We start from the raw sequence: 12,717 nt of genomic DNA, 5'->3' as shown, positions 1-12,717 counted from the left end.
CCGGTCCCGGCGGGGTGGTTTTGATGGTGTCGGTTTTGGTCATGAAGCGCTCACCTCAAAGAATCCCATCCAGCCCAGTTCAGCGAATTCGGTCTTGTGGGCGTGGAACATGTATTTGCCCGGGTACGGGAACCGCAACTCCAGGATGCCGCGCTGGCCTTGGACCTGAGAGACGGTGTCCGTGTATTCGCTGGGCGTGAGCATCGTGCCGGTCGGGTAGTAGTGGAAGAAATTGCCGTGAAGGTGGAAGGAATTGATCGGGTCGTATTCGAGCACGTTGATCAGGTGGATCCGCACGAGCTCGTTTTGCTTGACCTGTACGGGGAAGTCCATGAAGTGGAACGGCAGACCATTGACCGAATAGAACTCGTTGTCGTCCCCGCCGTCGGTGTTGTAGCCGTTCATGACCATGACCATTTCGTTGTCGGCCTTGGGACGACCTTCTTTGGGCTCGATGATGAACCCGCCGTAGAGGCCTTTGGCGATATGCGGGGCTAACGGTGACTGATGGCAGTGGTACAGGTGCGTGCCGAACGGGGTGGCGTCGAACTCGTACGTGAAGCTCTGGCCGGGAGCGATGGAGCCTGCGCCGATGCCGGGTGTGCCGTCCATCTCAGCCCGGTGGATCCCGTGGAAATGAATGGTGTGCGGGTGCGCTCCAGCGTTGGTGAAGTGAATCCGCAGCGCATCACCCTGCTGCGCCCAGAGGGTCGGTCCGGGGATCCTGCCGTTGTAACTCCAGCCCGGGAACATCACCCCGGGTGCGATTTCGAACTCCTGGTCCACCGCGACAATGTCCCACTCACGCAACGTCCTGCCGTCCGGGAGCGTGCTGGTCCTGCCGCGGTCAAAGTCATACAGAATCGAGCTCGGGTCGATACCGGCACGCTCGACCGGAACAGACCCGCCCGCGAAACCCGCATGCCCGCCGTGGTTGTTCAAACCCGTCGGGCGGGTGCCGGGGGGCTGCCCGGCTCCCGCCCCGTGATGCGATCCGCCGGGACCGGCGAGCCCCCCGACGTCCTCGATATCCAGTGACGCCCACCCGGCCAGCGCCGGCACGGCGGCCAACGCGGCGGCACCGGAAAGCATCCGGCGCCGGCTCGGCAGCGCCTTTGAATCCAATTTCGGCAACCCATCCATCTAAAACTCCTATGGCAAAAGACTATTCTTTGGATACTCTAACATTTCAGTTCGGTACTATCGAGACATGAGTGTTTCAAACCTGACCGCGACGGCACAGGACTACCTGAAGATGATCTGGTCCGCTACGGAGTGGTCCGCGTCCCCGATCACCGTCGGCGCGATGGCTGAACGTATAGGGGTTAAGCCCTCCACCGTGTCGGACGGGATCAGGAGACTAGCCAAGCAGGGACTGGTCAGCCATGCTCCCTACGGAAGTATCGAACTGACCCCGGCGGGCCGCGAACATGCCGTCGCAATGGTCCGAAGGCACCGCCTGTTGGAGACCTTCCTAGTGCAGGTCCTGGGCTACGGATGGGACGAAGTCCACGACGAGGCCGAAGTCCTCGAACACGCCGTGTCGGACACCATGATCACCCGCATCGATGAACTGCTCGAGCACCCGACACGGGACCCGCACGGTGACCCCATACCCTCACCCGGAGACCTCCCCCACCCGCCCGAAGGGGCGCAGCTGGCCGCCGTCGACCCTCACCTGCCAGTCAAGATCACCAGGATTTCCGACGCCGACCCCGACATGCTGCGCTACTTCGCAGAACTCGGACTGACACCGGACACTCAGCTCACAGTGCGGGCACACCGCCCCTACGCCGACATCACCACCATCCACCTCAACGACCGAGCAGTCGATGTTGACCTCAGCTCCTCAGCTGCCGAAGCCATATGGGTAATAGCAAGCTAAACCGCGGCCCGAACCACCTCCACAGCGATCTCGTCGAAAGCTGCCGAGATCTCCTCAGCGTCCGAAAGGCTCCGCTGGTAGAATGGTCATCCTGTCAGAGTCATACCGCTGATTTTTTGTGCCTCAGCTCCCGCTGCTGATGAAGAACCGTCCGCCGATCCATCTCTTAAACACCCCTCCAGCCGAAGCATCTGCACAGCAACGGGTGGAAATGAGTCGGCGACCGTCACTAACCTCTGTGGTCAATACAACTAGCCGCGCCGCGGCGCATAAGTCGTCATGAGCGCTTCTAGACGCGCGGGGCGGCCTCGTCAGCTTTCCCCTTCATCCCACAAAGCACCGTTCGCATGCCAGTGCTCGAGGGAAGACCGCCGCACAGCGTTTTTCTCGCCCTTGAGCGGCACCGAGGCCCATCCGCGGTGCCGCCGCCCACTGAGGACTACGCGCGCAGACATCCGGTGAAATGACCGCGGCAGCGATGTAATAGTCCTTTGCCTTGGGCTCATCCACTAAGGCGTGAGCCCTGCTGGTAAAACGCGAAATCCGTATGCATGAACCCAACGTGACCCCCACTGTGCCCACCGCTTCCCTGTGGACAACTCATCCTCGTCAAGCGGTCGGTAGCGGACATCGGTCGGTGCGCGTAACGATCAGATGGAATCCCACCCGACACTGCAGCAGCCAAACCGGGCTGCTGAGTAATTGGTGCCTTCTGCGCTGACATATTGAATCGTCCAGCCTTAATGGTCGCTGACATCGCCCGTGCTGAACCGGACGCGGACATGCAGTTTTGCTGATGCACTGCTCGTGTAAGGACTTGCAAGGCCGCGGAGCGGGGTCCAGGGGACGGCTCAAGCTATTTACAAGGTCAGTACCACACGATGAGAGGTGCTCAAGCACGGGGTAGGACGTGGGGACGGAAAGGAAATTATGTCCATCACGCGCCGCCATCTCCTGCAATATGCTGGCGCAGGGATTGTCGGAGGAGCGGCCCTGGGGATACCGCTGAATACACTGCAGGCCAAGTCGGCTAGCCGGTTGGCTCAGGCCGACATGCCTAAACCTTTTCAGAGTCTCCTGAAAATTCCACCTGTCCTGGCACCGGAGAGAACCCTCCTTGATAGCGCTGGGCGGAAGGTCAGCTACTACAGAATCCGGCAAACACCCGGGCTTGCCGGCGTCGTTCCCCGCTTCATGACTCCCGTCCTTGGCTACAACGGGATCTTCCCCGGGCCGACAGTTAGCGTCGAGCAGGGCACGAGGATAAGTCTGCGGATGGACAACCTGTTGCCGCTCGTCCACCCGCAGTACGGTCATGTGCTGAACACTTCCACCCATCTTCATGGTTCAGCGTCGCTGCCCCAATTCGACGGGTACGCCAGCGACCTCACCCCCAAAGGGCTGTGCAAGGACTACGAGTACCCGAACTTCCAGCCTGCGCGGACTCTCTGGTACCACGATCACGCGGTGCACAAGACCGCCTGGAACGTGTACTCGGGACTGGCGGCCCAATATCACCTGCATGACCCAGTCGAGCGGGCGCTTCTACCGCAAGGCAGATTCGATGTTCCGCTAACAGTCTCGGATGCCATGTTCGCCGCGGACGGTAGCCTGTCCTTCAACGACAACTCCCATTCCGGGCTTTGGGGCGATGTCATCCTGGTCAATGGTTCCCCGTGGCCGGTCCTGAAAGTCCAACGACGTGTCTACCGGTTCAGAGTCCTCAACGCCTCAATTTCCCGGTCCTACCGGTTCGCCCTGAGCACTAACGACCCCGTTACGGTTGTGGCCACCGACGGCGGACTGATGCCAGCCTCGCAACAGGTATCCGCGTGGCGTCATGCAAGCGCTGAACGATACGAAATCCTGGTCGATTTCTCAAAATACCCGGCGGGCACACGGATTGAGCTGAGGAACCAGTCGAATAAGAACAACGTCGACTACGACTTCACCAACCGCGTGATGGCGTTCGACGTCACCGATGAACCGGTAAACACCGCCGACCACACATGGAAGACCATTCCCACCGTCCTCGCGTCCAGCACCACCATGGATCTGAAACCAGCGCAGGCTAAAAAAACGAGGACGATGCGCGTTCAGCGGGATAACGGCCGGTGGACCATCGCAGGGACAACCTGGGAAGAAGTCATACGCAGCAAGTACCAGAAGGTCGTTGCTGATCCGGACCTGAACGACGTTGAGATATGGCAGGTCGAGAACCATTCCGGTGGCTGGTTCCACCCCGTCCACATCCACCTCGTAGACTTCCAAATCCTCAGCCGTAACGGAAAACCTCCCTTTCCCTACGAACGCGGACCCAAGGACGTCGTCTACGTCGGTGAGGGCGAAACGGTGCGGCTGTTGATGAAGTTCGAACACCACCGAGGCAAGTACATGATGCACTGCCACAACCTGCCCCACGAAGACCACGACATGATGGCCCAATTCAGCGTCGGCCTCAAAATAGGTGACGTCGACCCCAACGACCCCATCACAGCCGCGCCAGCCCACCCCGAGCCCGACTGACACTACTGATCGGCGCTAAGGGCCAGAGGCGAAGGAACGAACGGGACCGGAAGCCAGGCTCCCAAGCTATGGAACACACCGAGCCGCGCCATAACTTAGCTTTGATGGTCCGTGGGCGACGGTTCCAGTGTCTCCGTTCGAGATGCGGGCGTGACGGATCCGTATAAACACCGCCACAAGCGACCAGGAACAACGTATAGGCGGCGACGTGGAGCGCCATTGGTCTGAACGGGGCTATCGATCTTGGCCCCGAAGTGCCCCAGCAAGCGAGTAACTACCGGGCGCTTAGCCTTGATTCACCGATCGGTTGTGGGTCTTGACCGGTTTTCGGGGGCGGGGTGAACTTCTGGTATTACCATCCGATGGTGCAGAGCCCTGTTGGTTAGCGCAGGTTAAGGGCAGTGGTGATGATGCCGAAGATGTCGGTCTGGTCGATCAGCGCCGGGAGGTCCTCAGCGCCGGGCCCGAAACCCAACAGCGGCACGGTTGAACCGGTGTGGTCCTGGGATTTGGTGGTCGGGGAGGTGGCGTAGTTGAGCTTCATCGGCTGGCCGTCGGAGGTGGTAAGGGTCGCCGTTGCACCGGGGGAGTCGGTATCGTCGGCCGGAATGATCTGGCTGGTGTGGCTGTGGTCGGCAGTAACGAGGACTGTGGTGTTGCCCTCGGCCTCGGCGTAATCCAGGGCGACTTGCACTGCCCGGTCGAAAGCGACAGTCTCACCGATCTGGGCGCAGGGGTTGGCGGCATGGTCCTGCTTGTCGATGGAAGCGCCCTCAACCTGCAGGAAGAATCCTGGTTGGCCTTTGGCGGCACCGTTGTTTCCTTGGGTCCGATCGAGCATGTCCAGAGCCTGGTCGGTCATCTCATCGACGGTGGGGATTTCCTCAGTGAATTCGGGGTTCGCCTCACAGGTTACGTCCACACCACCGGGGGCGGCCTGAGCGCCGGTCAGTTCGGTGGGTAGGTGGCCTCCGGAGAACAGCCCGAGCACTGGCAGCTGCGCTCCGTCCAGATTGTCAGCATCGCGCACGACGTTGTAGCCGCGGGCGGCCGCTGAGTCGGTGACCGTTTGACCAGCGAATTCGCCGGCTATAATTTTTTGGTCGTAGCGGTCTGCTCCGCCGCCCAGGAGTACGTCCACTCCCAGATCAATGGACTGCTCTGCTATCGAACCCGGTCCGTCATTCTCGGTGGCGTCCTGCGGGCAGTCCTTCGTGGTCTGCACCGGGCCCTCGCATCCGCGCTTGGCTACGTGCGCCATAGCTCCGGCCGGGGTGGCATCGGTGAGGCGGGCGGTGCTCACGTTGCCGATGAGCATCCCGGCCTCCTGGGCCATTTCCATGCTGGTCGGCACATCCTCGTCAGCCCCGGCAATGGTGGAGATTCGCCCGTTGCTGGTCTTCACCCCCGTTGACCATGCGGTGGAAGTGGCTGCGGAGTCCGCCACGTAGTTCGGAGCCGCCGGGTCGCTTTCCTGAACCGAGTAGGTGGTGACGGTGCTGCGATCAGGCATCGCATCCATCTTCAGGCGACCGTCGGCACCGTACTGGTAGTTCCGCGCCGCAGATAATTCGAAGTCACCCATGCCATCACCGACCAGCAGAATCACGTTGCGCGCCTTGTCCTGACCTGTGTCGGCCTGCTGCCCGTCGGAAAGACCAGCCGTCGCCGGAAGCACCATCCCCGCGGTGACCGCCGAGGCGGCCAGCACCGCAGCCCCGCCAACGTAAAGGGGACGCCTGATTTGTTTCGATTTCATCGCTTTTGGTCTTTCTGTAGTCGCACCGGTAACGGGATTAGGACACCGTTCGCGGTGTCCATCCTCCAGGACGGTACCGACCACAAATGCCTAACAAGTGACAGGAAAGTGAACACCTGCGAAGCTGAACCTCATCAAATGGACAGGCACCGCTACAGCCATGATTTTGATCGTGCCCCGACGGAATACTATTCTTCTTAGTGCTATTGCCGCGGCTCATCGATAAACTGCGGCATCAAGGGCGTCGCTGCTCCAATCCGAAGGGTTCACCGTACAGATGAAGAAGAAGTTAGCCATCAGCTGGCTCGCGGTCGTGGTTCTGGCCGTTACGGCTTGTGGGCAAGAAGCGGCGGATGAGACGACCGGCGCCGGGACCAGTGGCGACAACCCGTTCGGGCACGTTCACGGTTTGAGTTTCGAGGAGAGCAGCCAACGGGTGCTCCTAGCCTCGCATGAGGGACTTTTCGACGTCACTGACGAGCCGATCGAGAAAATCAGCCCCACGCTGGATCTGATGGGATTCGCCGCATCCAGTCCAGACCTCTACTATGCTTCGGGCCACCCGGGGCCGGGCAGTGATTTGCCCAACCCGCTTGGGCTGGTCCAGTCCACCGACGGAGGGGAAACATGGCAGGAACTGTCTCGACAGGGTGAGTCGGACTTCCACACCATGACAGTTTCAAGCGAAGGAATCATCGGCTTCGATGGGACACTACGCTTTACGAGAGACGGCGAAGAATGGACCGAAGTTGAGGCACCGTTCCAGCCAGCGAACCTTTCGGCTTACGCTGGTTCACCGACCGTTTTGGCAACCACGGAAGAGGGGGTACAACGATCCACCGACGGCGGGCTGACTTGGGAGCTACCTGCCGACTCCCCGGTGCTGTTGCTGACCACTTTCGCGGATGAGGAAACTGTCGTCGGCGTCAGTCCAGATGGTGTCATCTACACCAGCCGGGACGCTGGACAGACCTGGGAAGAGACCGGCGGAACAACGGCGGCACCTGCAGCTATCGCCGCCAGCAAGGAGCGTGAGACCGGCCTTCGCATCTGGGTTTCGACGGAACAGGGCATCGAATACTCCGGAGACAGCGGCGCTTCCTTCACCACGACCGTACGCGTAGACCAATAGACCTTCGTAGGGCCTCCGGCACCAGCATCTTGCCTCCCGCAGGCCGCATAACTACCCTCCCTCAGCATGACCACCTTGCCCGAATCCGACAGTTAGGTTCAGCGGTGTCTGTGGATGGGGAGCGGCACATCACCAAAGACTGGAGGTCGGCGACGTCGGGCCGGGAATGGGTGCTCATGTACACGAGGGGGCTGAGCATAAAACAAATCGCTACACGCTGCCGCGTCGACTACGAAAAAGTCCACCTCCGCCTCCGCCTCCGCTCCCAGGAACGCCGCGACCCGACGCTCCCTAGCTGCCGGCTGGTCCTCCACGACCACCCAAAACCCGCACCGATATGGTGGGCCGGACCCCTGTAAATGGCCATTGGCTTCTGCCCATAGGCGGCAAGTAATTGTTCAGAAATCATGAAAACGCGTCACGAATTCTCTCGGCGGTCAAATGCTAGGCCTTTGCCAGATCCCGTACGGAATGGAGGTCAGCTGCTCTTGAATGAACCTGCGGGAATCCAGACAGCGAAATTCAACCGCATCCAGCGCCCGACCACCGACGCCTGCGCTTCCGTGAACGACGTCGGCTGGATCATTCGGGAATTCACCGAGACCGACATCTGGACCGCCACCACCTACGGCAGGAATCTCGCAGTCGAGGTTCTCTTCGACCCAAACCAGGTAGCGTCCAGTGCCGTCCTGGTGGACCTGGGCGGAGCAGTCTCGCGGGTCGAACAGAGCGAACAATGCCTGGGTTTTAAACGACACGGCGGGCTTGCCCACGGAAAACTAAGGTCGCCGTCGTTCGGTTTCTAAACTGTGGCTCTAGGCAAACGCCGATTCCACTCCCCTTCCAGTACCCAGTCACCCCCCCCCGAGCACCGGCCACGAGGATTATGACGGCGACGACGCCCAATCACCAAGCGCGCTGCCCTAAGGACATGGTCAGGACTTGGGGCACCGGCCCAAAAGTTACGAAGCAGGCTGGGCTCTGGTTGGGTCAGGAAGCAGGCGCCAACTGGGGTCCTCCAGCACCACAACGCGGGCACGAAACAGGGGCCGCGGCCCAGTGCTTAACTGATTTTATCGGCTAGGTTTGGCGGGTGGGAATGACACGTCTGGTCACAGTCATGGAACGCCGCCAGATTGGCCTGTACTTGTTGGCCATTATTGCAGGCGCGGTGTTTGGCTGGCTGGTTCCGGCAGCGTCCATACCCCTTGAGCAGGCGATCTATCCTGTGCTGGGGTGCTGCTGTTTGCGACGTTCCTGGGCATCCCTTTTGCCTCGATCGGGGCTGCGGTACGCGATATCCGGTTCATGGCGACCGTTCTTGTGCTGAATTTTGCGATCGTCCCGGGCGTTGTCTTTGGCCTGTCGCGTTTCGTCGCAGGTGATCAGGCTCTGCTGATCGGGGTGATGATGGTGCTGCTGACCCCCTGCATTGATTATGTGATCGTGTTTTCCGGTCTGGCCGGCGGTTCGAGTGACCGGCTGCTTGCTGCTGCTCCGCTGCTGATGCTGACGCAGATGCTGCTGTTGCCCCTGTATCTGCTGTTGTTCGTCGGTCCGGATCTGGTGTCAGCGATTGAACCCGGGCCTTTCATCGAGGCGCTTGTCCTGCTGATCATTACCCCGCTTGTTCTAGCGGCGCTCACGCAATACTGGGCCAAGCGTGCACACATCGGCCGGTCCGTGATGTCGATCATGGAAGCGCTGATGGTTCCGTTGATGATGATCACGCTGGCCGTCGTCATCGGCTCGCAGATCGTCGGTGTCGGAAACGAGATTTCGTCCCTGCTGTCGGTTATCCCCGTTTATGTTGCGTTCCTCGTGGTGATGGTCCCGCTGGGTATGGCAGCGGCCCAGGTCGGGGGGCTGGATGCCGGCAGTACGAAGGCCGTCATTTTCAGCGGCGCTACACGGAACTCGTTGGTCGTGCTCCCGCTAGCCCTGGCACTACCGGAACCGCTCGCCCTGGTATCGCTGGTCGTCGTCACCCAGACCCTGGTGGAACTCATCGGGATGGTGGCCTACGTCAAACTCGTCCCGCGGATCATCAGGACGGACCAGAGCCTCCGGGCCAGCTAGGTGTATTGCCCTGAGAGGTTGGTGACGCGGCTGGCTGGTGGCTGACCTTTGAGTGAGGTGTGGCCTCGGTGATGATTGTAATGATGGAGCCAGGCCGGGAAAGCGGCGACACGGTCGGTTTCTGAGGTGTAGGGGCGGGCGTAGGCCCATTCATCGAGCAGGGTGCGGTTGTAGCGTTCGACCTTGCCGTTGGTTTGCGGCCGGTACGGTCGGGTGCGTTTGTGCTTCACACCGTCTCCGAGGGCCGCGGCGAAGGCCCGGGACCGGTAGCAGGAGCCGTTATCGGTCAGCACCCGTGTAACGGTGATCCCGCAGGATGCGAAGTAGGCCCGGGCCCGTTCCCAGAACCTTGCTGCGGTGTCTTTGCGTTCATCGCTGAGAATCTCCGTGTAGGCCAGCCGTGAGTAGTCATCGACCGCGTTATGCAGGTAGTGATAACCCGGGCGCCGGTTGGCCGCGGTACGGGTCTTGTTCGCCGTCCCGGCGGCCCTGCCCACGGCGCGGTGACCGCCGCCGTCGGGGATCCGCCCGAGCTTCTTAATGTCCACGTGCACCAGGTCCCCCGGGGCGGTGTGCTCATAGCGGCGGATCACCCGGCCGGTGGCACGGTCCAGCCAACACAGCCTGGCCAGACCGTACCGTGTCAGGACCCGGTGCACGGTCGAGGGATGCACCCCGAGGTGGTACCCGATCCGTGCCGGTCCCCAACGCCGGCTGAGGCGCATCGCGATGATCCGCCGCTCCATACGGGCCGGCGTCCGGCGCGGACAATGACGGGGCCGGCTGGAGGCGTCCATCATCCCCGCGGATCCGTGCTGGCGATACCGGCGTGCCCAGCGCGCAGCAGTGGTGGCCGAAACCTGGAACCGTTCCGCTGCCCGGCGCAGTGGCCAACCATCATCGACAACACACTGGGCCAACAACAGCCGGCCCTTCGAGGGCGTTAGGGTGGGACATTGAAGACCTCCTGGTTAGTGGATGCTCTAGACAAGCCCCACTTCACCCGGAGGTCTTCTTCATGTCACCAAGACACGCCCACCGTCACTAACCTCTGTGGTCAATACAGCTAGGCACGCATGGCACCTGGTTGATCCAGGTGTCGGCCGCCTCAGTCCGGCTCGGATATGAGCACCTTCCGGACTCGCTAACCCTAACTTTTCTGATGCTTCCGCTGCTGAAGGGCTCAGATATAACCCTTGCCAGTTACGATTGGCCCGCGTGGCCCAGTGGGCGGAGGCCGTGATGCTGGTCCCGAACAAGTACTCATCACCGTTGCAGGAAGGGCAGCAGCCAGCGCGATGACCGCCGAATGCGGGCTGGACGCACACCTAGGGAGTGCTTGCCGGGTCGTACCATTCCGGACGACAGTGGAGTATGAGTTCACTGCCGCAGATAACAGCCCGGGAAACCGGAACCTTCATGGCGAACGTATTCGTGCCGACTGTCGCCAAAGGCCCGATCATCAGGCGACCGTCGATGGTGGCTCTTGCCGAGAAATTACGGTTCGACGAACGGGCAGCGGCCACGCTGAGGCGGCTCGCGGCGAAGTATCCGGCATCGCCGGTGCTCCTCCGCCTGCCGCTGCGCCGACAAGCGATCGTGCTTGAGCCCCAGGACGTGCACCGGATCTTGGCTGAAACTCCGGATCCCTTTGCCACCGCCAGCAGTGAGAAAAAGGCGGCCCTGGCGCACTTCCAGCCGCGGAACTCACTCATCTCAACTGGCCGGGAGCGAAGCGTCCGCCGCGCGCTGCAGGAACAGGTTCTGGACAGCGCCAGCCCGGTGCACCACTTAGCTGAATCTTTCCTCCCCGTCGTCGCCGAGGAAGCCGGGGGCCTGCTGCAAACAGCCCGCTCAGCCGGAGAGCTGGAGTGGGAGGACTTCATCCGGTCCTGGTATCGGATGGTCCGGCGGATCGTTTTCGGTGATGCGGCCGCGGACGATCACGAACTCACCGACATGCTCCAACAGCTCCGCTCCGACGCCAATTGGGCTTTCCTCAAGCCCCGCAAACGTCGGCTGCGCTCACAGTTTCTCGCCGCCGTCGACGACCGGCTGCGCGCAGCCCCGCCGAGCTGCCTCGCCTCAATGATGGCTGGAATGAACACCCAGGACGACGCCGCACCGGTCGAGCAAATCCCGCAATGGTTGTTCGCGTTCGACCCGGCCGGTATGGCGACGTTCCGCACCCTCGCCGCAATCACAGCCCATCCCGAGGTCCTTTCCTGGACGGTTCAGGAGGCCACCGAGAAACGCTATCAGCGCGAATACCTGCCATGGCTACGAGCGTGCGTCCTGGAATCGCTGCGACTGTGGCCCACCACGCCGATGGTGCTGCGCCAGGCCACCCGCGACGTCGCCTGGGACGCCGGAACGATGCCGGCGAAATGCGGTGTCTTCATCTACGCCCCGTTCTTCCACCGCGATGAACGGGCTGTCCCCAACCCACACACCTATACCCCGGAACGCTGGCTCAACGACGAGGATGGCGGCGACTGGGCGCTCATTCCCTTCAGCGAAGGCCCTGCCGCGTGCCCCGGACGCCACCTGGTACTCATGCTGACCAGCGCCTTCCTCTCCCACCTCATCGAAGGACCAAGGCTTCAACTCGAATCGGCCGGGCGGCTGAACGTGGGGGGAAATTTGCCCGGAACTTTGAACAATTATTCCCTGCGCTTCACAGTGCTGCCGGAAGGTTCCCAGAACTGACGATCCCTCAGGAGGTCCGGGGGAAACCGCCCGGCCCGCCCAGTTGCCGGGTGCGCTGTCCTGACAGCCGTGTTCTGCCGAACTGGGTTTGGTTGGTTGGAGACCGAGAGTGGAACGAATCTATCCACCTGCACAGCATCTGTTTCTTATGGATACCTCCTGGTCCTGAACTCGTGTTGAAGCATCAGCCGGGAATGTTGCGTGGGTCGTTGCCGTAGCTGTTGCGTTCACCGATCCGGCCGTCCTGGTTCTTGATGATGTGTTCAACCTGGTCGGCTATCGCTTCTTCACGCCCGGTAGCGACGGCTTCGTCCTTTGTTCTGCCGGAGCTGAAGGGTTCGTCTTCTCCTTGCCGGCGGTTGTGCCATTCGCTGTCTTCCCAATAGGTTTCGATTGCTGCGCTCATGGCGGGTCCTTCCTTATCGGTGGTCCAGGCACTCGCCACGCTACCCGTGGAGTAAACGTGGGGGCCAGAGCGGGGGAGGGGTGTGCCGGTGGCGGGCTGGGCTATGAATTCTGCCCAGAGGGGGTAGTGGTCGGAGATCCGCCAGGACACCTCGTTTTTCGTCAGCCCGGTGTGAGGTGTACTACTGATGTGAGACACAATTTGAAAGGATTGTGCTCATG

General features: G+C 61.4%; 8 protein-coding genes and 2 pseudogenes. 6 read left to right on the top strand and 4 right to left on the bottom strand.

The genetic code is table 11. The annotated features are described in order from the left end of the window. Positions 1–39: 39 nt before the first annotated feature. On the bottom strand, positions 40–1,143 hold the full coding sequence (locus X803_RS0101545) for a multicopper oxidase domain-containing protein (protein ID WP_253907367.1): 1,104 nt from the start codon (positions 1,141–1,143) through the stop codon (positions 40–42). A gap of 67 nt (positions 1,144–1,210) precedes the next feature. Between X803_RS0101545 and X803_RS0101540 the strand changes: the two genes are divergently transcribed. Both X803_RS0101540 and X803_RS17100 read left to right on the top strand, forming a co-directional pair. Next, positions 1,211–1,885: a metal-dependent transcriptional regulator gene (locus X803_RS0101540; RefSeq protein WP_026543751.1), complete on the top strand. Its 675-nt coding sequence runs from the start codon at positions 1,211–1,213 to the stop codon at positions 1,883–1,885. A 1,053-nt stretch (positions 1,886–2,938) separates the two neighbouring features. After that, positions 2,939–4,411 (top strand): multicopper oxidase family protein, encoded by a 1,473-nt coding sequence (locus tag X803_RS17100; protein WP_253907366.1) that lies wholly within the window; start codon positions 2,939–2,941, stop codon positions 4,409–4,411. Positions 4,412–4,793: 382 nt separating this feature from the next. Here X803_RS17100 and X803_RS0101530 read toward each other — a convergent pair whose 3' ends face one another. Then, positions 4,794–6,170, bottom strand: coding sequence for an alkaline phosphatase (locus X803_RS0101530; RefSeq protein ID WP_026543750.1), 1,377 nt, complete (start codon positions 6,168–6,170; stop codon positions 4,794–4,796). 277 nt (positions 6,171–6,447) lie between these two features. Here X803_RS0101530 and X803_RS0101525 point away from each other — a divergent pair, with 277 nt between their 5' ends. The 3 genes and pseudogenes from X803_RS0101525 to X803_RS17090 all read left to right on the top strand — a co-directional run bounded on the left by X803_RS0101525 (position 6,448) and on the right by X803_RS17090 (position 9,381). Then, positions 6,448–7,302, top strand: coding sequence for a F510_1955 family glycosylhydrolase (locus tag X803_RS0101525; RefSeq protein WP_026543749.1), 855 nt, complete (start codon positions 6,448–6,450; stop codon positions 7,300–7,302). Between the two features lie 488 nt (positions 7,303–7,790). Continuing rightward, positions 7,791–8,108, top strand: coding sequence for a hypothetical protein (locus X803_RS22460; protein WP_051470350.1), 318 nt, complete (start codon positions 7,791–7,793; stop codon positions 8,106–8,108). A 314-nt stretch (positions 8,109–8,422) separates the two neighbouring features. After that, positions 8,423–9,381, top strand: a pseudogene (locus X803_RS17090) (bile acid:sodium symporter). Here the strand turns inward: X803_RS17090 and X803_RS17085 are convergent. Continuing rightward, positions 9,378–10,338, bottom strand: a pseudogene (locus X803_RS17085) (IS481 family transposase). The pseudogenes X803_RS17090 and X803_RS17085 sit on opposite strands and share 4 nt — an antisense overlap. Before the next feature lie 462 nt (positions 10,339–10,800). Here X803_RS17085 and X803_RS17080 point away from each other — a divergent pair. After that, entirely contained in the window at positions 10,801–12,090 is a 1,290-nt protein-coding gene (locus tag X803_RS17080; protein ID WP_253907365.1) for a cytochrome P450, read from the top strand. Positions 12,091–12,274: 184 nt separating this feature from the next. Here X803_RS17080 and X803_RS0101500 read toward each other — a convergent pair whose 3' ends face one another. Beyond that, positions 12,275–12,496 carry a DUF2188 domain-containing protein gene (locus X803_RS0101500; RefSeq protein ID WP_026543748.1) on the bottom strand — a complete coding sequence of 74 codons (222 nt, stop codon included), beginning with the start codon at positions 12,494–12,496 and terminating at the stop codon, positions 12,275–12,277. Between the last annotated feature and the right edge of the window lie 221 nt (positions 12,497–12,717).

It is taken from the genome of Arthrobacter sp. 35/47 (genome assembly GCF_000520475.1).
Taxonomy (GTDB): domain Bacteria; phylum Actinomycetota; class Actinomycetes; order Actinomycetales; family Micrococcaceae; genus Arthrobacter_D; species Arthrobacter_D subterraneus.
This window is presented reverse-complemented; position numbering and strand designations above follow the sequence as displayed.